Here is a 25,500-nt window from a genome sequence, read left to right as displayed (position 1 = left end):
GGAGAAAATTTAACAATCAGTATATGACAGAAGGGGCTACTAAGTGAAAAGAGCACTGCTCAGCTTGATCGTGTTGATCACATTGGTGATCGTTGTCTTCTTCGGCTTGGGCCTGTACTCAGAAACCGGTGCGCCCCCCGGACTGGCCAATGGCCAGTTGGCCCCCTGCCCCAATAAACCCAACTGTGTAAGCAGCGAGAGCTCTCCTTCTGACGACCACGCCATCGCCGCTTTGCAGATCACGCCAGGCATGGGGGAGGAACCCCTGTTGAAAGTGAAAGAAGTCATCGAACTCTTGGGTGGCGATGTCAATTTTTCCAACGATCAATACATGGCCAGTACTTTCACGAGCGACCTTTTTGGCTTTGTCGATGATGTGGAGTTTCGCGTTGATCAAGGCAGCGGCCTGCTTCATGTTCGCTCTGCCTCGCGAGTTGGATACAGCGACCTGGACGCGAACCGCAAACGTGTAGAGCAAATGCGGGTGCTTTTAAGCACAAACTAGGGTAATTACTCACGAAACTTTCCTATTTTTTATTGGGTAGTTCAAAAGTGTGGTCCCTCGTACGGGTGACAAAGTGTAAAGTGAGTACCGAGAGGAAAAAGGGACGGAGACACTTCCACAATGAGCAGTCCAAAGGAAATCAACGAGGCGGTCAGGCTCACTGAGCTGTACCAACTCGATATTCTGGACACGGAAAAAGAAGAGTACTTTGAAGCGTTAGTGGACCTGGGCTTATCCGCGTTCAATTGCGCATTCTGCTTCATTGCGTTTGTTGATTCTGATCGACTTTGGTTCAAAGCCAAACGTGGATTCGAGGTACGGGAAGTCCCGCGCGATCTTTCCATTTGTTCTCACACCATTCAACACGATCAACCGCATGTGATCAACGACTGCCTTGAACACCCTGTGTTCAAGACCAACCCCCTGGTGCTCGGTAGCCCCTGGATTCGCGCCTACTTGGGTATCCCCATTCGCTCTGTGAACGGCAACAACATTGGCACATTCTGCCTGCTCGACAACACTGCGCGAACCTGGACCAAATCTGAAGTGACCGTTGCAATGGCCTTGGCCAAACTGGTTGAACACAGTCTTGTTGAACGTGCGTTGAAAGCCAAAGAATCAAACGAATTGAATTCCAAACAACAACACAACTACAACAATCAAGGTTTGGGTAGCTGGAAGAACACCGATCATGGCGGACTGATTGAATTGTCGCCCTCCATGGAGAAATGGTTGAATCTCTCACAAACCCGTGTGGTACAGGCCAACTGGTTCAACAGTTTACCGATCGATGAAGATCGTGAAATGGTCGAAAAGGCACGACTTGAACGCGATGGAAATGCCTTTGTGTACCGCGTCCGTTTGCCCAGTGGCGACATTGTGCGTTTTGAAGAACAGGTCTATGACAGCGGCAACGCAGGTGATACCCGCTTGTTTGGTTTGGTAAAAAAAATCAGCGAACCTGCTTTGGAAAATCTTCACAAAGAGGCCCCAAGCGACCCCGACGGCTTGCCACGCATGGAACCCGCTCAGGACCTGAAAAAGTTTCCCAAGTCTTTCTTGAGGGAGACAGTAAAAGGCAGGCTTGCCCTGGATCATCAAGGATTGATCACCGGCCTGGCCAACGCGGGTGACGAAGAATTCACAAAGATCAAACACAAAGAAAGTTTTATTGATTTGCTTTACGGTGAAGATCAGGAAACATTCTCGAAAATCCTGAATCAATGCCTGAAAAACAACTCACCTTCTGAGGTGTGGGCACGCCTGAACTTTCAAGATGAGAACAGTACCTGGCTGCGCATGGAGCTTTGCCCAAAAAAAGGATTCACTGCATTCAAGAAACCATCGGTGATCGCCAATTTCACGGCAATGATCAACAAGTCATCTTCCGTTCAAAAATCAATATTTGATGAAAGTCTTTTGAATTTGACCGGAACCCTGGCCAAAGTGGGTGGCTGGTATTATCACCTTGAAAGTGGATCGCTAAAAACCACTGAAATACTCCGCGAAGTACTGGGCTCCAGCAAAGACTCCCTCAATTCAATTTTCCATCTCAGCTCGATTCTCTCCAGATTGTCTGGTCGCAATATCGCGGTACTTTTTATTGAGTGCATCAACAACCGCAAGCCGGCCAGTCTTGAATTTGAGGCACTTGGGCAACATGAAAAAAAGAAATGGTTTCGCATGATGATTCGCCCCTCCATCAGTGATGAGGGCGTACCCATGGGCCTTTATGGCTCGATTGTTGATATTTCCGAAACACGCCGTGTCGAGCAGGCACTGGAAAAGAACCTGCTGACCTACAACCTGATTGTCGACAACCTCACCGATGGCCTGGTCGAAATTGATTCCAGCCTGAATGTGAGCTTTGTAAACCGGAATGCAAAAACCTTGCTGCAAAAAGACAAAGAGCTGTTTGTCCACGCAATGCCCTTGAATGAACTGATTCCTGACCTCGACAAAACCCAATTTGCCGCTTTGCTGGAAACCGTAAATCAGGTGGGTTTCTCAAAATCGGTAGAACAGTTTGTAGGATTCATCAAACGCTGGATTTCACTGCGTGTGTTCAAATCGGGTACTGGCTATACCATCCTGATCAAAGACATCACCAAACGTAAAAATCAAAGCAGCGATTTGTACATGTTGAACTCGGCGATTGAACAAATCCGGGAAGTCATCATGGTGACCAACGACATTCGCAACACCAAAGATCCTTTTGGCTTGTTGTATGTGAACTCTGCTTTCGAAACATTTGTCGGCCAGGGTCGAGACAAATGGCTTGGGCGCAACCCATACCACCTGATCCATGGCCGCATTCCGACCAGACACTATCGCCAGTTACTCGTCGGTTTTCTAAGCCACCAGAAAATTCTGGTGAAAACCGAATACGAGATTAACCCGGAGAACAAAGTGCCTTGCGACATTTTGATCTCACCGTTTTTGGACACTGCACGCAACGCGCCGTGTTTTCTGATTGTATTCCGGGTATTTGAAAGCTGATCTGAACTCAAACTCAGGCCAGCGTGGCCCCAAGACTTGAGTGTTGAGTGCGTGGTGCAAACACCATGGCATGAATGGTCTTGACCAGGTTGGTCATGGTTTCTGCGGTGTCTTTGCGCAAAAACCGGGCCTGCTGCATGGCGTCCGATCGCTGCTCGGCAAGGCTTTCAGCAAGCTCCAGACTTTCAAGATTACAAGACATGTAAGACACTGGCACTGCATGCACATACCTGCTGTAAAACACCAAAATGTCTTGCAAGTCGTCGTGTGCATTGTCAGGAAAGTGAAGATCGGACAGCACGGCTGCCGGCAAAGGCCGCAAGCCGCGTTCCGCTTGATCCAAGGCGGCACGGATGTCACCAAAGCGCTCGAACACAGTCAGCGAAATGGACAGGTAAGTCACCTTGGCAATTTCTTCAATGGCCTCTTCCACCACAAGCCGGTAGAACGGTGAATCTTCAGCGACCCAGACTTCCAATGGTTTTGATTCTGACTCACTCACTACATTCACCTGGCCAAACGGCATTTAGACTCAATAACGTTAGGTTAGTGGATAGCCGGGATGCCGCTATCAACACAAAGAGACCCCCCCCTATTTGAGGGAGAAATCAATTCGTACTCGCACGCTTCAAATGAAGCCATCCTCCAAATGAAGGGGCATCGCTTCGAGGGTTCACACGTAACATGATTTGAACATTATCGGTAATACCGGTTTTTATTTTTGGCAAACAAATTGGGAGGTTGCCGAATGAACCCCAACGCTGTACTTTTAATTGAAGATCATCCACTGGTGTCCATGATGCTGGCCGACATGCTGACCGAGCATGCCCCAGACCTGAGTGTGCTCAAAGTGCCCACCATTCAGGCCAGCGAGCAACATATTCATGAGAATCCGCGCCTTGTCATCTTTGATCTGAACTTGCCCGACTGCGAAGGGGTGAATTCTGCCCAGCGTGTACGCGACCTGTTTCCGTTCTCACAACTGCTGGCATTTACTGGAACCACGCACGACGACATCCTTCTGGAACTGGCCGAGATGGAAATTCCTTGTGTGCGCAAATCCGCTGACTACCATGAACTGCTGGATGCGGTCATGAAGGGGCTGATGGCCACAGGCGTAAGCTGCCAGGAAGGAATGAGTGCGGACAAGATGAAGTCAAAGAACGAGTTTCAGTCCAACATCATCGCACCGGGCTCGAAAAAACCACTCACATGGCGGCAGGTCGAAATCATGCGTCGCATTGCTGTGGGCATGACCGCGAAGGAAGCAGCCCGTGACATGAACTTGAGTCCAGAGACTGTTCGAGCCCACATGCGTGAAGTACTTGTTAGACTAGGCGCTCAAAACCGAGCCCATGCAGTGTCTATTTTCACCAAGGCAGAACGACAATCGCGGTTACTTGAAGAAGCGCAGAGTCACTGAGCCAGGGCCGAACAATTCCAATAACAAGGCTGGCCCATGAAACTGACCCTGCTGATTCGAATATTTGGTTTACTCATTCTGGTGTTCTCGGTATTCGGCATCGGTGTGAAGAGTATTTCGATTCACCAGCAAACAGTTCAGGAAGATTATTATCAGGCCTGGGCTTCCGACGAAGCCATTTTGACTCGCACACTTGCCGAGTTCGAAGCCATGCGAAAACTGGTGTTGCTGTACGCAGCCAGTCGCAACCCCGAGTACATCAACCATTACCTTGACATTGTGGGTCTGCACAACGGCAGCCGCATTTACACCACCGAAGTGGAAGCAGACTACTGGGTCGATGTCATCACTGGACAGAATAAAGATTCTGCCGTGTCGTGGGGCATTGGGCAAAACCTCAGTGAGAGGCTTTATTCACTGCGATTTATCGCGGAGAACGAGCCTGCCATTGAGCGAATACTCGACCTGCGACATCAACTTGAGAAAAATGAACTGAGCGCCTTTGCCAGTGGCATTACCCGTTTCGTTGACAAACAGGAAGGCCAATACCTGTCACCACCCGAAGTCAAAGAAACATTCGGTGTGTTGTTTGATCGCGAACACATTGAGCTGACCAACGCCTTGTCCGCGGAACTGTCCTCCTTCATTGCACGTGAGAAAAGCCGCTACCTGGGTTTAATTGATGCCTCCCGCAAAGAACTGACTTACAGCGTTTATCTGGACGTGGTGTTCACCTTGCTGTTCCTCCTGGGCTTGTTCGTAGGCTTGGTATCCATCAAGAAAAAAGTAATCGATCCGATCAATTCGCTGTACAACGCCAGTGAAGAAATCATGAAGGGCGATTACACCGTACGTGTCAATAACCGCACTGGTTCGCACGAAATCAACTTGCTGATTCGCGCATTCAACCGAATGATTCGCTCATTCCAGCGGGATTTGGAAAAAAGCGAACGCGTAAAACAAGCGCTTGAAGAAGTCAGCCTGGCCAACGTCGAAAAAGAACGGGCCAAGAATGAATCAAGAATCAAGAGCTCATTCCTGGCCAATATGAGCCACGAAATTCGCACGCCCATGAATGCCATTCTCGGCATGACTGCGCTGACACTGAAGACTGATTTGAACGAGAAGCAAAAAGACTACCTGACGAAAATCCAATTGTCGGGCGACAACTTGCTTCACTTGCTCAACAGCATTCTGGACTTGTCGAAAATTGAATCGGACATGTTCAAGCTTGAACAGCGTCCCTTCCGCCTTGATGATGTGCTGGAAGAAGTATTTGGCACCTTGGGTAATTCTGCGCTGGATAAAAACATTCGCCTGCTGTACACCCTGCAAGGCAAAGGTTTGCAGTCCACCCTGAACCGGCTGGTCGGCGACTCTTTGCGCGTGGGACAAATTCTAAAAAACCTGATCGGCAATGCAATCAAGTTCACCAGCGAAGGGCATATCAACCTCACCGTCAAGGTGCTCAAGCAACTCGATGATCAAGTGACCTTGCAATTCAGTGTCAGTGACACTGGCATTGGCATGAGCAAAGACCAGCTGCAACGGGTGTTCGACAAGTTCACCCAGGCTGACTCAAGCACCACGCGCATGTTTGGAGGCAGCGGCCTGGGCCTCAGTATTGCCAAGGAGCTAGTGCATCTGATGGAAGGTGATATCCATGCCCACTCCACACCCGGGCGCGGATCGGTGTTTTACTTCACCCTGAACCTGAAAACCCAGGAAGCGGAAGCGCCCGCGCGCAATCCGAATTTGCTGCATGGCCCGGACATTAAACGCGCCTATATTTGCTCGCTGGACCAAAAGCTGCATCGTTCAATCTCCAGCATTCTTGACCAGTTCTATGTACCTCTGGCCGCGTTGTCGGCAGAAGAACTTGTCACAGACCAACGTCCGTTTGAAGCCAAAGACATTGTGTTCATCGACAGTGACATTGCCGCGACGTCGCCCGAACTGTTGTCTTTGCTCAAAGCAAATCATCTGAACCAAAACAACAATCTGGTTTGGCTATCCAACCGCAACGCTACCGAACTGCAACGCATTCATGGGGCAGATCCCAACAACCGCGTGTTGACCACACCCATATTGCCGGTTCACCTGATGAAACTGGCCGAGCGTCAAGTACAGCAGTCCACACCTGCCTCAATCACGAAAACGACCGCTCCGAACAAGGCGGTCCAATCCAGCGAAACACCGGTAAGTGATGCAACGCAGGCGCGTTCAGCCAAACTGTTGATCGTGGAAGATCACCCTTTGAACATGGAATTACTGCTTGATTTTCTGAGCCCGAAAAATTACCAGATTCGCTGTGCCAAAGACGGTCGCGAAGCAATTCAAATACTGAAGAACACACCGGAGCCTTTTGACCTGATGATCTCGGATCTGGAGATGCCGTTCGTAGATGGCTACCAGTTGGCCACCTGGGTTCGCGAAAATGCGGTGCATTGCGTCACACCGATCATGGCCTTGACAGCGCATGCCTTTGAACAAACCCGTGTGCGCTGCGAAGAACATGGCATTAATGATGTGCTCACCAAACCATTTCACGAGAAAAACCTGTTCGATGCCATCAAGCGCTGCCTGCGCAACAAGGAAGGTGTGTTGACCGGGTTTGAAACCCGACTTGAAGCGCCTCGCTTGCCTTTGTCAGAGCACGCCGCCACGGCCACAGAACCTGCAACAAGCCCGCGCCACTCTGCGATTTTCAAGGTCGACAGCTTCGAACCCGAACGAATGGCCAAGTACTTGGGCAAGTTTTTACAAACCAGTGAAAACCTGATTGAACGCCTGGAGGATTGCGCAAAAGCCAATGACATCCAGACCTTCAAGCGAGAAATTCATTCTTTGGCCGGTGTACTGGGCATGTTGGGCACAGAGAGTGTGAAACAACAGTTCTCAAGAATGGACAAATCACTGGAAGACCCGACAGCACAAACCACGGTGATGACTGAAATCAAGGATGTGTGGCCCACCATCGTGGATGAGGCCGAGAAAATTCTGGTGTTGATTAATCGTTTCGGAAAACATTGAGCGAAGCCGTGCGCAACTAATTGTTTTCGTACACGGCATGTTTTACACTGAGTTCACAAGATTTAACAAAATAAAAAGTTCCTAGTATTTGTAGTGTCAAGAACTTACCCAAAGTAGTCAAAGTATTTTCAAGGGTTTGACGTGAAACATTTTTTGCATTCAATGATTACCAGCCTCGCGTTGTTGACGATGGTCGGAGCCCCCGGCGTGGTTCAAGCCGAAGTGGTATTGGTGGGCTCCAGCAGCATTCACTTCAATGAAATTTCGAAAACAAAACTGCGCGATCTGTACACAGGCCAAAGCCAGGCGGTGGGCGATACCGCCGTGTTGGTGATTGATCGGGATGACGCATTTGGCGAACGCAGTCGGTTTATTTCAGGCACCCTGGGTTTCACCACTGAAGAATTTCGCACCGTTCAGCGACTTCTGGAATGCATTGGTATCAGCAAAGCACCCACCGTGGCGCGCGACAGCCAGCACATGGTCGACCTTCTGGCCAACAATCCAAACGCTCTGGGCTACCTCACCCGAAAAGAGTTGCAAGGCAGTGCAGCAAGGTCTAAATTAAAATTCATCAAGGTACTGGCCGAATAAACGGTCCAGAAAACAAATCATGGAAAAGCCCAGCCTAAAGTTTGAATGCAAAGGGCCTTTTGCGCGCCTGGGCCTTTTATTCGTGGCCTTGTTTCTCGCAAGCGCCAACGCCTATGCCTTTTGCGCAGGCACCTTAATCAAAGAGATCAAATCGATCGCTGCCAAACCCGAAATAATCGAGGCTGTCAAAGCGTCCAACGCACGCCAGCTTTCCAAAGAACAAGTCCTGGAACTGGACGAGAAGTGGATCAAACTAAAAGGCCGACTTCCTGAAGCCGATCAAATCAAGAATTCGAAAGCTTCCGCTGTGTTGGCCACAGAAATGAAAATGCAAAGTTATTTCAAGGAAGCTATTTTGACTGGCAACCAGGGTGAAACGGTTGCCATGAACATTGTGACCACCGATTACTGGCAAGGCGACGAAGAAAAATTCACAGCCATTTTCGACACCAACTTGCCCTCGAGAAAACCCGACTCACACATTTCCCGAGCCCGCTGGGACGACAGCACCAAAGCCATGATTGCCCAGGTGAGCGTACCGGTGTATGACGGAGATTACATGATAGGCACATTGACAGTGGGCGTGGACCTTAAGCGAGTGCCCCACCCCAACCACTAAAGCAAATTAATCGTTCAGCTTCATTTTCACGCTGCGCTCGGCCTTCAGAAACACATTCACCGCTTGGGCCTTGTTCGATACTTCCAAGCGTTTGAAAATTTCCCGAATGTGGCCACGCACAGTTTCAGGACTGAGACCAATGCGCTGAGCCACCATTTTTGCCGACAAACCTTCGGCTGTCATTCGCATGATTTCGACTTGGCGCCAGGTCAAAGGTTTAGCGCCGGGATACGCCACAATATTGGATTGATGTTCATTGGCCGGCACACTGTCTGCAGAGCTGCCATTCAAAATACCGGACTTAAAAAGTACAGACTCGATTTCATGAGCCAAGGCCGACTGGCTACAGGTCTTTTCCACCACCGAGTAACCTGACTGCGCGGCACGTGCTTCAATGGCCTCGCTTACAAAGCCGGTATAAATCAAGCCGCACACTTTGGGAAACATGGAATCAAGCCAGTCAATGGTTTCTTGGCCCTTGGAGTCTACCAAGGTCAAGTCGAAAATAATCAGATCAGGTTTTTCAAACAGATGTTCTCGGGCTTGAACCAGGCTTGTCGCCACATGGATTTGGGCGTGGGGGGCCATGTCTTTGCAGACGTCCTCGATTACCATCGAAATCAGCGGGTGATCTTCGAGCACCAATATTTTTTGATTTTTCATTGTTCGCAGGCTAAGTCAGGCACACAGGACCTTTGGGTCTCTTCTTCCACCCAAAGAGTACATGAATTCAGAGCAACAATTAAGTCCGCATTTTGCCTTTTTTTACAAAGGGTTCCGCATTTCGGGGGGGCATCAGAAACAAGCATCCTCATTTCACGGAATGGGCAGGAAAATTCAAGTCAGTAAGATGGACTTATACCGAATCCTTTGCGGAGCAAGCCATCATGACAATTGCACTGGTCCAACATCACCAACACGATTGTGAGCCACTTTATTTTCGCCAGTCCGAAGCCAGAGTCACCATGGAACTGGACAACGTTGCCCATGGCCTGAAACATTTTGCTCAACAATTGCGCAAAACCAGCTCGGCGCAAGCATGCTTTGCATTGGTGGTTCAGCTTAAAACCTGGACACTGAATAAACCAACCCTGCAAACCCTGCTGGCCCAATACCTTGACGAAGTCGAACGCACCCAACAGGTCGTGCACCTCGATCCGGAAAGCCACCATGATTCCATTGAATCACTGTGCGAACAGTTGGTGTTTTTAAGTGCCGTGTTTGAACAGGAATCTGAATTGATCGATCAAATGGCTTTCGCCGATTCACAATTGGTGTTGTGCGACTAACACTTACTTGCCGATACAAAACCGGCTAAAAATCAAGCCCAGTAAATCATCGGGCAACATACGCCCGGTGATTTCGCCCAAAGCATCATGCGCCAAGCGCAACTCCTCGGCAAACAAGTCCAGAATCCGATCGTCCTGTTGCGCAAACTCATGCGCAGCAACCAAATGCTGACCACAGACCAACAATGCATCTACATGACGCTGCCGCGCCATGAAACCATGATCGGGCGTGTGAGCAATGCCCACTTTGGCCAGTATTGCGTCCTTCAGCTGCTCTAGCCCCTGCCCATTCTTTGCAGACACCGGCAAAACATCTTGCAGCAATTGTGGCGCCTCGGGCAGCAAATCAACCTTGTTTAAAACCGTAAGGGTCGGCAAATGCACTGGCAATTCAAGGTGCTGATGCAAGGCATCGTGGGGGCCCTGTGTTGCATCTTTCAGGATCAGCAACAAATCGGCTTCCTGAACTGACTTTCGCGTTCGCTCAATGCCGATTCGTTCTACCTCATCCACGGTTTCACGCAAACCTGCGGTATCAACCAGCACCAACGGTATGCCTCGAATATTCAGTTCTTGTTTAATTCGATCCCGCGTGGTGCCCGCAATGGCCGACACAATCGCAATTTCTTCGCCAGCCAAGGCGTTCAGCAAACTCGATTTGCCCACATTGGGCTCGCCCACCAACACAATTTGCAAGCCATCGCGAAATTTCACGCCTTCCTGCGCGGCATTCAGCAGCTGACCATGCGCATTCAAAATTCCGGCAAGCTGCCCCTTCGCATCGGCCTTCTCCAAAAACTCGATTTCCTCTTCGGGAAAATCGAGCGTGGCCTCAAGCAACAAACGCAAATGCACAATTCGGTCGGCCAGCTCATTGACCTGCCTTGAAAACACGCCGCTCAGCGAAGCCGCAGCGGCTTTGGCAGTGGCCATGGAACCGGCATCAATCAAATCAGCCACCGCTTCAGCCTGAGCCAAATCCAGTTTGTCGTTTAAAAACGCACGCTGTGTGAATTCACCTGCCATGGCATGCCGCAGCGGAATGTTGAGCTGCCGGGCAACGGCCAAGGCATGCGCCACAACGCCTTGTAACACCGCTTGACCCCCGTGGCCTTGAAACTCCAGAACATGCTCGCCCGTGAATGACGCCGGCGCATTGAACAACAAGGCAATGCCTTCATCGATGGCATGTTGATCAACATCTCGAAGCGTTAAAAGCGTTGCCATTCGGGGCTTGGGCAACTTGCCGCAAAAAGCCGCACAAAAGGCCTGGAAACTGGAGGAGGAAGGAAAAGAAAACCGCACCACCCCCACCCCGCCCTTGCCGGGCGCGGTGGCAATGGCAACGATGGGGTCACCGTGCTGTGGCTGGTGCAGACTCAATTTGACGCGTAATTACCCATTGTTGGGCAATGGACAAAATGTTGTTGACCACCCAGTACAACACCAGGCCAGCTGGGAAGAAAATAAACATGACTGAGAATACCAAAGGCATGATCATCATAATCTTGGCTTGAACGGGATCGGGCGGCGTTGGATTCAACCTGGTCTGGATAAACATGGTTACTGCCATGATCACCGGCAAGATGTAGAAGGGGTCCGGCGCAGCTAAGTCGGTCACCCAACCCAACCAGGGAGCATTGCGCATTTCCACACTGGCCAGCAACACCCAGTACAAAGCGATGAACACCGGGATCTGAATCAGAATCGGCATACAACCACCCAAGGGGTTGATTTTTTCGCGCTTGTACATTTCCATCATGGCGCGCTGAAAGCCCATTTTATCGTCGCCATATTGCTCTTTCAGCTTCTGCATGCGCGGGCCTACTTTGCGCATTTTTGCCATTGATTTATAACTGGCTGCCGATAAGGGGAAAAACACCAGCTTGATCAAAATGGTCAGCACCACAATGGCCCAACCCCAATTACCAATGTAACTGTGAATTTTTTCGAGCAACCAGTAAATGGGCTGAGCAATCACGGTAAGCCAACCGTAATCCACCACCAAATCCAAGCCAGGTGACAAGGCTTCCAACACGCTTTGATCTTGCGGACCCGTGTACAACTTGGCTGTGTAAGTCGCAGTTTGCTCGGGCGCCAAAGTGCCCAGGCTGCTGACCAGGCCGATGGAATACAAGTTGGAGTCTACCTGGCGCGTGTAATTCTCACGGGGACCATCCTGACCGACAATTGCCGACACGAAGTAATGCTGAATCATGGCGAGCCAGCCAGAATCGGCAGTTTTTACATAGTCCGCACTGCGATCAGCGATGTCTTCAAAATCGATTTTCTGGTATTTCTTCTCGGGTGTATAAACAGCCGGACCAGTGAAGGTTGCGTACAGTGAAGAATCGCTTTCAAGCGGGTTACCGTCGCGGGTAATCTGCACATAGGCACTGGGTGACACGGGCTCAACACCTGTGTTGCGTGCGTTGATTACCAGATCGATGTCATAGCGATTCTTGAAAATGGTGTAGGTGGTTGTGTTTTCAATACCACCGCTTGTAGCTTTGAACACCAGCTTCAATTGATCCTGACCTGGTGCAAATTCAGTAGAACCAGACACCAACTCAAACAAGGTACGGTGATTGGGCGCATCGGGTACACCCACCAAACCAGCTTGACCCACATAGGTTCGATTGCTTGTTTGTTCAAAAAGTTGTACTGGCAAGTCTGGATTCTCGGCAGCCGGGTGATTCAGTAATTTTGAAGTAATCAGCTGCGCACCCTGGCTTGAAAACTGCAATTCAAGTACATCGGTTTTAACAGTGATGGTTTGTGCAGCAGGTGCCGCTTCAGCAATGCTGGGGGCAATTGCATTTGGATCGGCAGGAACGTCACCAGCAGTGGGAGCCACTGCCTGAGGCAGGTCATTGGCTGCACTGGAACCGCCAGCTGGCAAATTACCAGCCTTGGCAGCATCGCTTTTGTCGCTGGTTTGAGCGCCTGTGCTCAACCCAAACAAGGTGGGTTTACCGATAGAAGCCTGATAGTTGTCCCAAAGCATGATGAGAGACAAGCTGAATATCATCAAGAGGACTAGCCTGCGCGTTTCCATTTAAATCCTTAATTACTAAGCTTAATGACTAAGAGTCGTGACTGGTGCGGTGCGCTTCAGGAACAGGGTCCAGACCGCCGGCATTCCAGGGGTTGCATCGACAAATGCGGCCAAAAGACAAAGCCGCGCCTTTCCATGCGCCATGAATTTTAACTGCTTCAAGGGCATATTCCGAGCAACTGGGGTAAAAACGGCAAGAAGGCGGGAAAAGGGGGCTCACAGCGAGCTGATAACCACGGATCAGTGCTGTGATGGCACGCGCCGTGAGAGATCGTTGAAAAGTTGTTGGAGTTCTGTCCACCACGCCGCTCGATCTGAATGACCTACTGCACACACTGGCTTGCTTAAGCGAACCAGAAATTTGCCTTGGTAGTTACCCAGTGCATCTTGGCAGGCATGGCGGATTAAGCGTTTAAGCGTGTTTCGATCCACGGCACGTTTGGCCAAGCGCTTGGGAATCAGTATTCCGAACTGCGGTGGGCTGTCTTCGAACAACGCGTGAAGCATCAATCGATCTGTTTTGGCCACTGGCCTGGTTTTTAACAGACCACCAAATGTTTCAGATCGAGTGATTTTTGTCGCATGCGACCCGGAACCCACCCTGTGCAATTCAGAATGTTCAAAGCGCCAGGTTTAAACGGACAAACGTGCACGACCTTTGGAGCGACGTGCGCGCAGCACGGCACGACCACCACGGGTGCGTGAACGTACCAAAAAGCCGTGTGTTCTTTGACGGCGAACTTTAGAAGGTTGATAAGTGCGTTTCATGGCAAGCCTCTGGCCCACATGGGCTTAAAATTTGGCGAAAAATAGTTTAAAACTGGTTTGGCCCTTGAGTTGGCATATTAGACGAAAACAATAAGGATCGAAGCTCACACCAAGGGAACCCGAAATTATAGAGGCAAATTCGGGAAAAACCTAGAAAAATCTGCAAGTTCGCTTGAAGGCGGCCAATCACTCACTCAATCCGTGGGGGTTTGGATACAATGGAGCGCTGAGTTTTAATTCCTGCAAAGCAGTTCATCCGAATAATAAGGCTGTTCATAACGTGATTGATCAATTCTGGAACCACTGTGTTGAAGCGCTTCGGAAGGAAATTCCAGCCCAACAGATCAAGCTGTGGATCGAACCACTGACTGTGGTTGAATTTGATGAAGACACCGCTAGCCTGAGCATGGCTGCTCCTAACCGCTTTAAGCTGGACTGGGTACTGAATAACTATGGCGGCCGTTTTAATGAATTGGCCACCGAGTTTTTTGGTTGCGACATGGCCATTCAATGGCAAGTGGCTGCCAAACAGGCCAGCCCTTTGGTGGCCCCTCCCCCGGCCGCAGCCAAAAACAACAGTGAAGCAGTAACGCAAGGAGCGCCCAAGGTTGCTGCCGTCAAGCGCGACGAAATTGCTGCCACCGTTTACGAACGCAGCCGTTTGAATCGCGACCTTTGTTTTTCCAATTTTGTCTCGGGCCGTGCCAACCAACTGGCCAGGGCTGCCGCTGAACAAGTGGCGTCCAACCCCGGCGTTAGTTACAACCCGCTTTTCTTGTATGGCGGAGTGGGCCTGGGCAAAACCCACTTGATTCACTCCATCGGCAACCGCCTCTTGGAACAAAACCCCAATACCCAGATTCGGTACATTCACGCAGAACAATACGTCAGCGATGTGGTGAAGGCCTATCAAAAGAAGGCATTTGAAGAATTCAAGCGCTCTTATTACTCGCTTGATCTGCTTTTGATCGACGATATTCAGTTTTTCGGGGGCAAAAGCCGAACGCAAGAAGAATTTTTCTATGCTTTTGAACAATTAATTGCAGCCAAGAAGCAAATTATCATCACCAGCGACACCTACCCAAAAGACATTCAGGGCATGGACGACCGGCTGATTTCCCGTTTCAACAGTGGTTTGACCGTGGCCATTGAACCGCCCGAACTCGAGATGCGAGTGGCTATTCTGCTGAAAAAAGCTGAACAGCAAAAAATAATGTTTTCGGAAGACGTGGCCTTTTTTGTGGCCAAGCACATGCGCAGCAATATCCGCGAGCTGGAAGGCGCCCTGCGACGAATCATGGCATTTGCCAGTTTTCACAACAAGCCCGTGACCATGGACCTGGTGCGTGAAGCCTTGCGCGACATGATTTCAGTGCACCATGGGCAGGTGTCCGTGGAAAGCATCCAGAAAACAGTGGCTGATTACTACAAAATCAAGGTTGCAGACATGTTTTCCAAGCGCAGGCAGGCGCAAATTGTGCTGCCGCGCCAAGTGGCCATGTACTTGGCCAAAGAGTTGACCGAGAAAAGTTATGTAGAAATTGGTGAGTTGTTTGGCGGAAGAGACCACACCACCGTGCTGCATGCAGTAAACAAGATATCGGAATTGCGAAATCAATCCTCAGAGTTGAACCATGCGCTGCATGTGCTGGACCAAACCTTGAAGGGTTGATTTAGAATTGTGGATAACTGTGTAACAACCGTGCACAACAACACGAGTTATCCACAGAAAAAAAAGAACCCAGGAAATTCGAAAAAAGTTATCCACAGTATGCAGATCGAGTCCCAGAAGTTCTACACCAATTTTGAAAGAACCTAAGAAGCTCAATTCAAAGGGAAAAATAGAGTTGTCCACAGAATTGAATCAACTCTATTAACTAATCCTATAAGGAAATATTAAATGGAATTAATTCATAGCTCACGCGATGCATTGGTTCGAAAACTGCAAATCGTCAGCAACATCGTCGAACGTCGAAACACCTTGCCGGTGTTGGCCAACATTCTGTTGAAGAAACAGGGCGGCCTGCTGACACTGCTGTCTTCAGACATTGAAATGCAGATTGAAACCAGTGCTGAAGTGGGTGCAGGTGGTGAAGACACCGCAACCACTGTGGCTGCTAGAAAATTCCTGGATATTTTGAGATCGCTGCCTGAAGATTCAGATGTGATGGTGAAACTGGACGGCAAGAAGATGTCGGTGCAAGCCAAAAAAAGCCGCTTTGCACTGCAAACCCTGCCTGCAGAAGATTTCCCGCTGGTGCAGGAACCCAAGGAATGGGTCACACAAATTAGTTTGCCGCAGAAAATGTTGAAGAACCTGTTGGGCATGGTTCACTTCTCCATGGCTCAACAAGACCTGCGTTATTACCTGAACGGTGTTTTGTTGGTGATTGAAAGTGCCTGTGTACGTGCTGTGGCCACCGATGGACACCGCCTGGCCTATGCAGATGCACCCGGTCAAGGTGGCACTGCCAAGCATGAAGTGATCATTCCGCGTAAAACAGTGCTTGAGTTGTCGCGTTTGCTGAATGATACCGATGACACTGTCACCATTGATTTGGCGAGCAACCAAGCGAAATTCACTTTTTCGGACATCACTCTGATTACCAAGCTGGTTGAGGGCAAGTTTCCCGACTACCAACGGGTTATTCCAAAAACGCACCAGCACCATGTGGTGATTGCTCGTGATGCCTTGTTGCATTCATTGCAACGCGCTTCAATATTGACCAGTGACAAATTTCGTGGCATTCGCTGGGTACTGGGTGCCAATGGCTTAACCATTGTGGCCAACAACTCGGACCAGGAAGAAGCGCGGGATGAAATGGAAGTCGAGTACCAAGGTCCGGAGATTGATGTTGGTTTTAACGTAAACTACTTGTTGGATGTGTTGAACAACCTCAAGTCGGAAACCGTGCAGTTTACGTTGCAAGACGGAAACAGCAGTGCATTGGTGACCACCCCAGGCAAAGACGATTTCAAGTATGTCGTTATGCCCATGCGTATTTAAAACGACAATAAAACGAAAACAACAACACCCTTATGACTTCAGAAACACAGAACGGCGGTGACTTGCCAGTGCAAGGCAACAACGCAGATTACGGCGAAGGCTCAATTCAAATTCTCGAAGGCCTGGAAGCGGTTCGAAAGCGGCCGGGCATGTACATCGGTGATACTTCCGATGGTACTGGCTTGCACCACCTGGTGTTTGAAGTTGTTGACAACTCGATTGATGAGGCCTTGGCTGGTCACTGTGATGACATCGTGGTCACCATACATGCAGACAATTCAATCAGTGTGACCGACAACGGGCGGGGCATTCCGACCGGCGTAAAAATGGATGACAAGCATGAGCCCAAACGCTCTGCGTCTGAAATTGCGCTGACCGAATTGCACGCTGGCGGTAAATTCAACCAGAACAGTTATAAGGTTTCCGGTGGTTTGCACGGTGTGGGTGTAAGTTGTGTGAATGCCTTGTCAAGCTGGTTGCGTTTGATTGTTCGCCGCGAAGGCAAAGTTCACCAGCTTGAATTTGCACGTGGTTTTGTTCAAAACAGGATCATTGAGCAAGTCGACGGTGTCGATGTGTCGCCCATGAAAATTGTGGGCACCACTGACAAACGAGGCACTGAAGTTCACTTTTTGCCAGACACGCAGATTTTTCAGCAGAACAATGATTTTCACTATGAAATTTTGGCCAAGCGCCTGCGTGAACTCAGCTTTCTGAACAATGGTGTGCGCATTCGCCTGAAAGACGAGCGAACCGGCAAGGAAGACGATTTCGCGGGTAGCGGTGGTGTGATGGGTTTTGTTGAATTCATCAACGCGAACAAAAAAATTCTGCACCCGAATACGTTTTATGCAGCGGGCGAACGTCCGGCTGAAACTTACGGTGGCATTCCAGGCACAAGCATTGGTGTTGAAGTGTCGATGCAATGGAATGATGGTTTCAATGAATCGGTCCTTTGTTTTACCAACAATATTCCGCAACGCGATGGTGGTACCCACCTGACCGGCTTGCGTGCGGCCATGACGCGCGTGATTGGTAAATACATTGAAGTCAATGAAATTGCCAAGAAGCAAAAGGTTGAAGTGACAGGCGACGACATGCGAGAAGGCCTGTGTTGCGTGTTGTCGGTGAAGGTACCTGAACCCAAGTTTTCAAGCCAAACCAAAGACAAACTGGTGTCCAGCGAGGTGCGTGCACCTGTGGAAGACATTGTGGCCAAGGTGCTCGGTGAGTTTTTGGAAGAACGGCCCAACGATGCCAAACTGATTTGTTTGAAGATTGTTGAAGCGGCACGTGCCCGTGAAGCTGCGCGCAAAGCGCGCGATATGACACGCCGCAAAGGCGTACTGGACGGCGTTGGTTTGCCTGGCAAGTTGGCTGACTGCCAGGAGCGTGACCCTGCCAAATGTGAAATTTACATCGTCGAGGGTGATTCTGCGGGTGGCTCGGCCAAGCAAGGCCGCGATCGCAAGTTTCAGGCAATTTTGCCGTTGCGCGGGAAGGTACTGAACGTAGAGAAAGCACGATTCGACAAGCTGCTGACTTCGGAGCAAATTACTACGCTGATTACAGCCTTGGGTACCAGCATTGGCAAGGACGATTTCAACCTCGCCAAACTGCGTTACCACCGCATCATCATCATGACCGACGCGGACGTGGACGGTGCACACATTCGAACATTGTTGTTGACCCTGTTGTACCGTCAAATGCCGGAACTGGTTGAACATGGGCATGTGTACATTGCACAGCCACCACTGTACAAAGTCAAACACGGCAAAGACGAGCGTTACCTGAAAGACGACCAGGAAGAAGCACAGTACATGCTGGGCATTGCTTTGGAAAAAGCCGGGTTGATTCCTGGTGAAGGCAAAGAGCCGATCAAGGGCGAAGCTCTGGAGGAACTTGCTCGCCAGTTTGTGACTGTTGAAGCCGTGGTGCGTCGTTTAAGCCGAATGATTGATCCCGATGTATTGAACGCCATTGTGGAGGGCGTTGAGCTGGATCTTGATTCTGAAGAAGCGTCCAAGGCCAGTGCAGCCCGTTTGCAAGCAGTGCTTGACCCAACCATCATGACAGTGTTCTCGCAGTTTGACGAACAAAGCGACAAGCACCGTGTGTTGATTCACCGCCGCCACCATGGCAATGTGCGTGTGACCACAATCGACCCAGATTTTGTTCACGGTGCTGACTATCCATTGCTGGCCCACGCTGCGAAAACTTTCAAAGGCCTGATCATGGAAGGCGCTGAAATTCAGCGTGGCGAAGGCGAGAAACAAAAAGTACAAGCGGTGCAAAGCTTCCGTGAAGCGATGCACTGGTTGCGTGAACAGGCTGAAAAAGCGATTACCAAACAGCGATACAAAGGTCTGGGTGAAATGAACCCACAGCAGTTGTGGGAGACCACCATGGACCCCACCGTGCGCCGTTTGCTGCGTGTTCAAATTGAAGACGCCATTGCGGCAGATCAAATTTTCACGACCCTGATGGGCGATGAAGTTGAACCCAGGCGTGCGTTCATTGAAAGCAACGCCTTGAAAGCGGGCAATATTGACGTGTAAGCACAACGCCCTTGATCAGATAATCACAATCTTCGATTAAGCTCAAACCCCACACATTCCGTTGTGGGGTTTTTTTATTCGGGACGCAAGTTTGATGGAATCCAGCAAAGCGAGGTGGATGGGCCTGTCAGTGATCGCATTGGCCTGTGTGTTGTATTCCATGGACTTGACGGTATTGAACCTGGCAATTCCCGCCATCAGTGCAGATCTTCAGCCCAGCAGCGCACAACTGCTGTGGATTGTAGATATTTACGGATTCATGGTGGCTGGTGCTTTGATCACCATGGGCACACTGGGTGACCGAATTGGTCGCAGGCGGCTGTTGATGATTGGTGCAGCTGCTTTTGGTGTGGCCTCAGTGTTGGCGGCCTTTTCAAACAGCGCAGAAATGTTGATCGTGACGCGCGCTTTACACGGTTTGGCGGGCGCAACGATTGCCCCTTCCACACTTTCTTTGATTCGAAACATGTTTGATGATCCCGCCGAGCGTATGAAGGCGATTGGCATCTGGATCAGCAGTTTCTCAATCGGTGCGGTCATGGGGCCATTGGTTGGCGGTGTACTGCTCGAGTACTTCTGGTGGGGTTCGGTTTTTCTGATCAATGTACCCGTGATGATTCTGCTTCTGGTGCTTGCGCCACGTCTATTGCCTGAATACAAGGATGAATCAGCCGGCCGAATGGATATTCCCAGCGCGGCACTCTCGCTGAGTGCAGTGCTTTTGGTTATTTATGCCTTGAAACACACTGCGGAAATGGGTGTCAATATGACGGGTGCTATGTGTTTATCCATGGGCCTAGGGCTGGGTGTGTGGTTTGTGCGCAGGCAAGCCGGCTTGAAAGATCCGTTAATTGATTTAAACCTGTTCAAAGCACCTGGTTTCAAGGCTGTGTTGGGTACTTACCTGTTAAGTTGCCTGACCATGTTTGGTGTGTATGTATACATCGCTCAATACCTGCAATTGGTTTTGGGTTTAACACCATTGGTGGCGGGTGCCTGGACAGTACCTTGGGCACTGGCCTTTGTGGTGGGCACCAACATAACGCCCTGGTTGGCGAAACAATTGGGCCAAGCCCGTTTGGTGGTGTGTGGTTTGGTGGGTACGGGCATTGGTTTTGCAGGCCTGGCGTTGTTGACGGTACAAGCGGACATGATTTTGCTGGTCATTGCCACTGTGGTGCTGGCTTTGGGCTTGTCGCCGATGTTTACCTTGGGCACTGAATTGATCATCAACAGTGCACCACCCGAAAAGGCTGGCGCTGCTTCTGCCTTGGCTGAAACAGGTGCTGAATTTGGGGGCGCCGTGGGCATTGCGGTTTTTGGCAGTATTGGTGTGGCCATTTATCGCGCCCGAATGGACACTTTGCTGAACCCGACCTGGCCAAGTGAGGTGCAGCGCGCTGCGCAAGACACACTGGGTGGTGCTGTAGCATCGGCCGCGCAATTGCCACTGGTGGAGCAAACTGGACTGTTGCAGGCTTCCAGGCATGCCTTCATGGAAGGCATGCAGCTGACTTCGATAGCGGGCGCCTTGCTGATGTTGCTGGCAAGCGTTTTAGCCTACAAAAGCCTCAAACATCTGAACGCACACGGTTAATACGGCTGGTTTAATTTTTCTTCAAATTCCAGATAACACGCATTTGGGCTACGGTTTGCCCGCTTGCATCACTGACCTCGACCTCAACCGGAAAATTGATTTTTCCGGCTGTTCGAAGTGTTTGCTTCAACGGTGAAATGGCTTGAGCAACTTTGGCTTGGGCATGCACAAGACCAGATGCTGGCCGAAGCACTTCAAATTCCACTTGGGCGGCGACAGGTCGAACACTCAGAATGACAGAGGCAAAACCACCAGCCATGGCTGCGCCGGAGCATGTCTCTGCCAGGGTGAATAGTGCGCCGTCGGCAACATGGCCTGTGCTGTCGAGCAACTCGGGTTTTTGCGGCATTTCACAATGAGCAACGCCGTTGCCCATGCTGTTTAAAAGCACGCCGCAGGCTTTGGCAAAAGGTACTTTTCCACCCATTTGCATTTTGACCAAAGGCCGCATGATCAAGGTGAGTAGTGCGTCCAGCATTACAGTTCTCCTTGGGTCAGCCTGAACTCAATATGAAGTTCGGCCACTGGTTCATCTGTCTCACTGTTCAAAGTGCTGACCGTGTGCGCAACTCTTTTTTCCCAATCCAGGGTGGGTGCAGTAGTGTTGACCCACACAGGTCCTTTGGCGGGTCGTTCATAAAAAATCTGGCTGGTGTAGGTAGCAACTTTCCAACCGGGGTTGTGTTGCTCAAGGGCATGCACCAGGTTTGAGTGTGCATCGGCTTGTGCCACTGTGAACAAGGCACCAGCATGCAATGTACCAATGTGATTTTTCAAGAAAGAATCGAAACCCAGTCGAAGATGTTCCTCGGAGTTTTTGTTCACAGTGCCCAGTTTTGCAAACTGGAAAAAAGGATTGCTGGCCAGTGTTTGGGCCAGGCGCATGGCGTTCATTCAGTGTCTCCTTTGGGTTGCGAGAAACGTGTGTGTACAGTGTTCAAAAATTTAAGCACGGTGTTGATTTCGTCTACGCTAAAACCTTCGACCAATTGTTTGTTCAGCTTGGCCAACAGGGGTTTGGCTGCAATCATCTTGTCCCTGCCTTTGTTGGTCATTCGCAGATGAGCCACGCGGGCGTCTTCGTGTGAAACCACCCGTTCAATCAGCTTGGCAACTTTCATGCGCTGTACCAGACCTGTCATGGCAGAGCTATTTAAGCCAAGTACTTCACCAAGTTCTTGCATGGAAGCTTGTGGAAATTTATCCAGTGCAAACAGCAAACTAACTTGCGCGGCGGGCACCCCAATGGCCTGTTCAACACCACTGTCCGCGTGGCGATAAAGCACTGCGCGTGCCCGGTTGAGCATGAAGAAAAGACGACGATCCATGTGGATTCCAACTATTACGTATGCGTAATATATGGGAATGAAAGAGAGGAGTCAATTATTACGTGTGTGTAATAAATCGAATGAATTCAGAACCGGGGTCGTTTGCTTCGGTAAACCTGTGGGTGCTCGCGGTGACTGAGAACCAGTTGCCACAGCATGCCCTTTCGGGCACGGAAGTAGGCCGCGCAGGTCATCAGGTAATACGTCCACATGCGGTGAAAGCGTTCGTCGTAATTTGCTTTGAGTGCAGGCCAGGCTTTTTCAACATTGGCATGCCAGGCCATCAAAGTTTTATCGTAATCGGAGCCAAAGTTGTGCCAGTCTTCAAGCACCAGTTTGCCGTCAATGTGCTCAGTTATTTCGCTGGGTGAAGGAATTTTTCCGTTCGGGAAAATGTATCTGTCGATCCAGGGATCGGTAGCCTCGGTTTTGTTAAAACCACCAATGGTGTGCAATAAAAACAGCCCATCGGGTTTTAACAGCCGATGTACCGCATCAAAATAGGCCGGGTAGTTTTTCAAACCCACATGTTCAAACATACCCACAGACACCACTTTGTCGAACTGCCCTTGCAGGTTGCGGTAATCAATCAATTCAATTTCTACAGGCAAACCGGCACAACGCGCACGGGCGTATTGTTGCTGCTGGGCCGACACGGTGATGCCCAGCACTTGCACATCAAAATGGCTTGCCGCATACCAGGCCAGCCCACCCCAGCCGCAACCGATGTCCAACAGTTTTTCGCCAGGCTGCAACTGCAACTTTTGGCAAATCATGTCGAGTTTGTGGAGCTGGGCCTGTTCCAGATTATTGGCACTTTCCCAGTATCCGCAGGAATAAATCATCAGCGGATCAAGCATGGCTTCGAACAAATCGTTGCCTGTGTCGTAATGGTGTTCGCCCACTTGAAAGGCGCGAGTAGGTGCTTGCAGATTGATGACCTTCTCACGCAAAGCCAACATCAACCATTGCATTTTGGTCCAGGCTTTGGTGTGTTCATCCGCGTTGTTGCGCATCAGGCGAAACATCATTTCATCGAGCCGCTCGACTGTCCACCATCCGTTCATGTAGGCCTCGCCCAGGCCTAGAGAGCCATGGCTGAGTACTGCGTTGAACAAGCGTTCATCGAGTATTTGAATGTCGTGGGGTTCGGCGCCATTGATGTGTATGCCAGCGCTGTGTAAAAGACTGGCAATGGGCTTGGGCACCCTTTGGGCATCGACTAAATCGTGGGTGTTTGTTTTCATAGGACCTGTGAAGTGGCTATGACGACAAACTGATTATTGCAGACTTGAATGGTGCTTGCCAAACCCGTTGTTGGCGTGAAATTTCAGCGCGAAAATTGAAATGCAGGAACTCCGTTTGGAACGGTTTTGGCGATGTTGCCATTCCAGCCTTCTACACGCGCTGCGACGTGCGCAAGCCCTTGAACCAGCAACGTGGGTGCAGACAACAAGAACATCAATATACCAATGTTGGTCATGGAAAAATTCACCGGAAAATTCCCATTGGTGCTGACGGTTGACGGGCCTCCTGTTGCGTCGGCCGCTATCGGAATGAAAGTGCCGAAGATGATCGCCAGTACAGCGCCCCCAAAGAAACGCCCAAGACTGTTGCACATGGAACGTGAGGCTGGGCTGGTGCCGACTGCGTTGTGGGCCAGAAGCGCAATGTTGTTGAATATTCGTGACAGGTTGGCGTTCGAAGCCAAGACCACATTCATGTTGAACAAACGCATGCCTTCAGCAATTTTGATGCATGCACGGGTTACGGGACCATATTGGTGAATATTTTTGGCCATGTACTCGCCTTTGAAACAGTTCTTTGAGGCTCGGTCGGGATCACTCATTTTCTTGATCTGTTCTTTTTGGTAGCTTTCGCTGGCCCATTTTCGCAAGGTGGGCGCTATTTGGGTGTTGGCCACGCGATCAAGCAAAGTTGCTGGATAAGCCAGTGTTCTCAGCACGAAATTGTGTAAGGCAGGTGCTGCAATTTCTTCGGTTTGTCGGCGCGCGTCCTTCATCGCTTTTGCGTGGGGGTTTGCAATTTCCATGTGGTCAACGGTGCTGGCCAGCGCGACGTAATGGCTTTCTTTGGTGGTTATTGCTTTGGCATAACGGTAGCGCGCCCACAGGGTTGCAGATTCAGCGCTTGGCTTTTCCACCTGCATGTATTGCCCCAAAGCATTTCTGAGCGCCTGCATGTTTTCCAGGTCGCTTTTAACAGGGTCGATTGCTGCGAGAGAGGAATTTAGAATAGTGGGAATACCTTGAGCATCCACACTGCCTGGCCCGATTTTCTTCAGCACATGGTGCTTGCCCTGCATGGCTTTGGCCATGACTTGAATCAGCTCGGGTTTGTCTTTGATGGATTTGAGTTGCGACAGTATTTTTTGGAGATTCTCGCTGACGTCTTTTGACAAATCTTCTTTTTGTTTCGGATTTACTTTGTGTTTTTGAACCGCAATTTGGCTGGCCAGCCCTGCACAAAACCCCAAGAACCCCAAGGCAGAGGAAGCCACCGGGAATGCGACCAGCAAACCCAGAATACCTTGACCCAGGAAAGTGGCACTGTTGCTGGAAAGGCCACGTATTGCGGTCAACAATTCAGTAGTGGCTACACCAATAAAACCCAGCAAACCGAACATGAGAATTTTGTTTTTGGTACTTTTCTCATCAACACCACTTGTACCGGCATTACGCATCACGTTATAGGTCATACCCGTGGGTGCTGCATTCATTTCACACAAACCATGCAAACAATGGCTTAGTTTGGAGAATCGGCGAGCCCACAGATTGCGTGAGGTGGTGCCGTTTTCCTTGCTGTAGTAGTTCGGGCTGTAGCGAATATAGTCTTCACGCATCAAGCGGCTTTGAACGCCGGTGGAATTCCACACCGCGTCGTCGTATTCCTTGTCGGTCAGATCGCGGCCCAGCACCTCCGATTTTTGCGTGGCTTGGTAGTCTTTGCGCAAAATGGCGGCTTCGGAGTATTGTTTGGATTCAAAATGCGCTTTGCCGACAACGTTAACGGCGCGCGTTGAGCCCACAAAGTCACATACTTTTTTCCAGGTGGTGCGCTGTTTGTAAGTGTCACCATGCACGTGTTTATTGCCCGATTTGCGGGCAATGTTGTTCTTGATCCCGCGGTCAAGCGCAGGCGTTATCAAGTTGGGTGAGGCAGTAATTTGCAAGGCCACGACAGGTCTCCAGAACGCACGGT

At 50.2% G+C, this 25,500-nt stretch carries 23 protein-coding genes; 11 read left to right on the top strand and 12 right to left on the bottom strand.

Going from position 1 to position 25,500, the window contains the following annotated elements; translation table 11 throughout:
* Positions 1-43: 43 nt before the first annotated feature.
* On the top strand, positions 44-505 hold the full coding sequence (locus LMED105_RS00460; protein ID WP_008247058.1) for a DUF1499 domain-containing protein: 462 nt from the start codon (positions 44-46) through the stop codon (positions 503-505).
* A 120-nt stretch (positions 506-625) separates the two neighbouring features.
* Positions 626-3,004, top strand: coding sequence for a GAF domain-containing protein (locus tag LMED105_RS15960; RefSeq protein ID WP_008247057.1), 2,379 nt, complete (start codon positions 626-628; stop codon positions 3,002-3,004).
* Between the two features lie 13 nt (positions 3,005-3,017).
* On the opposite strand, the gene LMED105_RS00450 is transcribed toward LMED105_RS15960, so the two are convergent.
* Positions 3,018-3,530 carry a hypothetical protein gene (locus LMED105_RS00450; protein WP_008247055.1) on the bottom strand — a complete coding sequence of 171 codons (513 nt, stop codon included), beginning with the start codon at positions 3,528-3,530 and terminating at the stop codon, positions 3,018-3,020.
* Between the two features lie 222 nt (positions 3,531-3,752).
* Between LMED105_RS00450 and LMED105_RS15955 the strand changes: the two genes are divergently transcribed.
* The 4 genes from LMED105_RS15955 to LMED105_RS15950 all read left to right on the top strand — a co-directional run bounded on the left by LMED105_RS15955 (position 3,753) and on the right by LMED105_RS15950 (position 8,673).
* Positions 3,753-4,427: a LuxR family transcriptional regulator gene (locus LMED105_RS15955; protein WP_008247054.1), complete on the top strand. Its 675-nt coding sequence runs from the start codon at positions 3,753-3,755 to the stop codon at positions 4,425-4,427.
* A 36-nt stretch (positions 4,428-4,463) separates the two neighbouring features.
* On the top strand, positions 4,464-7,460 hold the full coding sequence (locus tag LMED105_RS00440) for an ATP-binding protein (RefSeq protein WP_008247048.1): 2,997 nt from the start codon (positions 4,464-4,466) through the stop codon (positions 7,458-7,460).
* A 141-nt stretch (positions 7,461-7,601) separates the two neighbouring features.
* On the top strand, positions 7,602-8,054 hold the full coding sequence (locus LMED105_RS00435; protein WP_232222682.1) for a hypothetical protein: 453 nt from the start codon (positions 7,602-7,604) through the stop codon (positions 8,052-8,054).
* A gap of 19 nt (positions 8,055-8,073) precedes the next feature.
* Positions 8,074-8,673 carry a hypothetical protein gene (locus tag LMED105_RS15950; protein ID WP_008247038.1) on the top strand — a complete coding sequence of 200 codons (600 nt, stop codon included), beginning with the start codon at positions 8,074-8,076 and terminating at the stop codon, positions 8,671-8,673.
* A gap of 6 nt (positions 8,674-8,679) precedes the next feature.
* Here LMED105_RS15950 and LMED105_RS00425 read toward each other — a convergent pair whose 3' ends face one another.
* A complete protein-coding gene (locus tag LMED105_RS00425; protein WP_008247037.1) occupies positions 8,680-9,336 on the bottom strand; it encodes a response regulator transcription factor in 657 nt (218 codons plus the stop codon).
* 224 nt (positions 9,337-9,560) lie between these two features.
* Between LMED105_RS00425 and LMED105_RS00420 the strand changes: the two genes are divergently transcribed.
* A complete protein-coding gene (locus LMED105_RS00420) occupies positions 9,561-9,962 on the top strand; it encodes a hypothetical protein (RefSeq protein WP_008247036.1) in 402 nt (133 codons plus the stop codon).
* A gap of 3 nt (positions 9,963-9,965) precedes the next feature.
* On the opposite strand, the gene mnmE is transcribed toward LMED105_RS00420, so the two are convergent.
* From mnmE to rpmH, 5 genes are all read right to left on the bottom strand, one after another.
* Entirely contained in the window at positions 9,966-11,345 is a 1,380-nt protein-coding gene (gene mnmE, locus LMED105_RS00415; protein ID WP_008247035.1) for a tRNA uridine-5-carboxymethylaminomethyl(34) synthesis GTPase MnmE, read from the bottom strand.
* Entirely contained in the window at positions 11,317-13,020 is a 1,704-nt protein-coding gene (gene yidC / locus LMED105_RS00410; RefSeq protein ID WP_040512002.1) for a membrane protein insertase YidC, read from the bottom strand. Before yidC ends, mnmE begins: the two co-directional genes overlap by 29 nt.
* A 28-nt stretch (positions 13,021-13,048) precedes the next feature.
* Positions 13,049-13,240 (bottom strand): membrane protein insertion efficiency factor YidD, encoded by a 192-nt coding sequence (gene yidD, locus LMED105_RS16585; protein ID WP_349677627.1) that lies wholly within the window; start codon positions 13,238-13,240, stop codon positions 13,049-13,051.
* Between the two features lie 20 nt (positions 13,241-13,260).
* Positions 13,261-13,548, bottom strand: coding sequence for a ribonuclease P protein component (locus tag LMED105_RS00405; RefSeq protein ID WP_232222681.1), 288 nt, complete (start codon positions 13,546-13,548; stop codon positions 13,261-13,263).
* 105 nt (positions 13,549-13,653) lie between these two features.
* Entirely contained in the window at positions 13,654-13,788 is a 135-nt protein-coding gene (rpmH, locus tag LMED105_RS00400; RefSeq protein ID WP_008247028.1) for a 50S ribosomal protein L34, read from the bottom strand.
* A gap of 283 nt (positions 13,789-14,071) precedes the next feature.
* On the opposite strand from rpmH, the gene dnaA reads away from it, so the two are divergent.
* The 4 genes from dnaA (at position 14,072) to LMED105_RS00380 (ending at position 20,950) form a co-directional block, all read left to right on the top strand.
* Complete coding sequence (dnaA, locus tag LMED105_RS00395) at positions 14,072-15,460, top strand: chromosomal replication initiator protein DnaA (RefSeq protein ID WP_040512124.1); 1,389 nt, start codon at positions 14,072-14,074, stop codon at positions 15,458-15,460.
* A gap of 228 nt (positions 15,461-15,688) precedes the next feature.
* Positions 15,689-16,795, top strand: a complete 1,107-nt coding sequence (dnaN, locus tag LMED105_RS00390; RefSeq protein ID WP_008247016.1) for a DNA polymerase III subunit beta — start codon at positions 15,689-15,691, stop codon at positions 16,793-16,795.
* Between the two features lie 32 nt (positions 16,796-16,827).
* Entirely contained in the window at positions 16,828-19,353 is a 2,526-nt protein-coding gene (gyrB, locus tag LMED105_RS00385; protein WP_008247015.1) for a DNA topoisomerase (ATP-hydrolyzing) subunit B, read from the top strand.
* 94 nt (positions 19,354-19,447) lie between these two features.
* Entirely contained in the window at positions 19,448-20,950 is a 1,503-nt protein-coding gene (locus LMED105_RS00380) for an MFS transporter (protein WP_040511999.1), read from the top strand.
* Between the two features lie 10 nt (positions 20,951-20,960).
* Here the strand turns inward: LMED105_RS00380 and LMED105_RS00375 are convergent, their stop codons facing one another.
* The 5 genes from LMED105_RS00375 to LMED105_RS00355 form a co-directional block, all read right to left on the bottom strand.
* Positions 20,961-21,428, bottom strand: coding sequence for a PaaI family thioesterase (locus tag LMED105_RS00375; protein WP_008247010.1), 468 nt, complete (start codon positions 21,426-21,428; stop codon positions 20,961-20,963).
* Positions 21,428-21,844 carry a PaaI family thioesterase gene (locus tag LMED105_RS00370; protein WP_008247008.1) on the bottom strand — a complete coding sequence of 139 codons (417 nt, stop codon included), beginning with the start codon at positions 21,842-21,844 and terminating at the stop codon, positions 21,428-21,430. The genes LMED105_RS00375 and LMED105_RS00370 overlap by 1 nt, the downstream gene beginning before the upstream one ends.
* Entirely contained in the window at positions 21,841-22,278 is a 438-nt protein-coding gene (locus LMED105_RS00365) for a MarR family winged helix-turn-helix transcriptional regulator (protein ID WP_040511997.1), read from the bottom strand. Before LMED105_RS00365 ends, LMED105_RS00370 begins: the two co-directional genes overlap by 4 nt.
* Positions 22,279-22,364: 86 nt before the next feature.
* On the bottom strand, positions 22,365-23,525 hold the full coding sequence (gene cfa, locus LMED105_RS00360; RefSeq protein ID WP_008247006.1) for a cyclopropane fatty acyl phospholipid synthase: 1,161 nt from the start codon (positions 23,523-23,525) through the stop codon (positions 22,365-22,367).
* Positions 23,526-23,608: 83 nt separating this feature from the next.
* On the bottom strand, positions 23,609-25,477 hold the full coding sequence (locus LMED105_RS00355; protein WP_156799463.1) for a hypothetical protein: 1,869 nt from the start codon (positions 25,475-25,477) through the stop codon (positions 23,609-23,611).
* Positions 25,478-25,500 lie beyond the last annotated feature (23 nt).

It is taken from the genome of Limnobacter sp. MED105, assembly GCF_000170915.1.
Lineage (GTDB): Bacteria > Pseudomonadota > Gammaproteobacteria > Burkholderiales > Burkholderiaceae_B > Limnobacter.
The sequence above is the reverse complement of the archived record's forward strand: the minus strand, read 5'-3'. Positions and strand labels throughout refer to the sequence as shown.

Excerpts from the sequence above, each read along its gene's own strand:
- LMED105_RS15960 (WP_008247057.1), top strand. The coding sequence starts at position 626 with ATGAGCAGTCCAAAGGAAATCAACGAGGCGGTCAGGCTCACTGAGCTG.
- rpmH (WP_008247028.1), bottom strand. The coding sequence starts at position 13,788 with ATGAAACGCACTTATCAACCTTCTAAAGTTCGCCGTCAAAGAACACAC.
- gyrB (WP_008247015.1), top strand. The coding sequence starts at position 16,828 with ATGACTTCAGAAACACAGAACGGCGGTGACTTGCCAGTGCAAGGCAAC.
- LMED105_RS00375 (WP_008247010.1), bottom strand. The coding sequence starts at position 21,428 with ATGCTGGACGCACTACTCACCTTGATCATGCGGCCTTTGGTCAAAATG.
- LMED105_RS15955 (WP_008247054.1), top strand. The coding sequence starts at position 3,753 with ATGAACCCCAACGCTGTACTTTTAATTGAAGATCATCCACTGGTGTCC.
- yidC (WP_040512002.1), bottom strand. The coding sequence starts at position 13,020 with ATGGAAACGCGCAGGCTAGTCCTCTTGATGATATTCAGCTTGTCTCTC.
- LMED105_RS00425 (WP_008247037.1), bottom strand. The coding sequence starts at position 9,336 with ATGAAAAATCAAAAAATATTGGTGCTCGAAGATCACCCGCTGATTTCG.
- cfa (WP_008247006.1), bottom strand. The coding sequence starts at position 23,525 with ATGAAAACAAACACCCACGATTTAGTCGATGCCCAAAGGGTGCCCAAG.
- LMED105_RS00440 (WP_008247048.1), top strand. The coding sequence starts at position 4,464 with ATGAAACTGACCCTGCTGATTCGAATATTTGGTTTACTCATTCTGGTG.
- LMED105_RS00380 (WP_040511999.1), top strand. The coding sequence starts at position 19,448 with ATGGAATCCAGCAAAGCGAGGTGGATGGGCCTGTCAGTGATCGCATTG.
- LMED105_RS00370 (WP_008247008.1), bottom strand. The coding sequence starts at position 21,844 with ATGAACGCCATGCGCCTGGCCCAAACACTGGCCAGCAATCCTTTTTTC.
- LMED105_RS00420 (WP_008247036.1), top strand. The coding sequence starts at position 9,561 with ATGACAATTGCACTGGTCCAACATCACCAACACGATTGTGAGCCACTT.
- LMED105_RS00450 (WP_008247055.1), bottom strand. The coding sequence starts at position 3,530 with ATGCCGTTTGGCCAGGTGAATGTAGTGAGTGAGTCAGAATCAAAACCA.
- dnaN (WP_008247016.1), top strand. The coding sequence starts at position 15,689 with ATGGAATTAATTCATAGCTCACGCGATGCATTGGTTCGAAAACTGCAA.
- LMED105_RS00365 (WP_040511997.1), bottom strand. The coding sequence starts at position 22,278 with ATGGATCGTCGTCTTTTCTTCATGCTCAACCGGGCACGCGCAGTGCTT.
- LMED105_RS15950 (WP_008247038.1), top strand. The coding sequence starts at position 8,074 with ATGGAAAAGCCCAGCCTAAAGTTTGAATGCAAAGGGCCTTTTGCGCGC.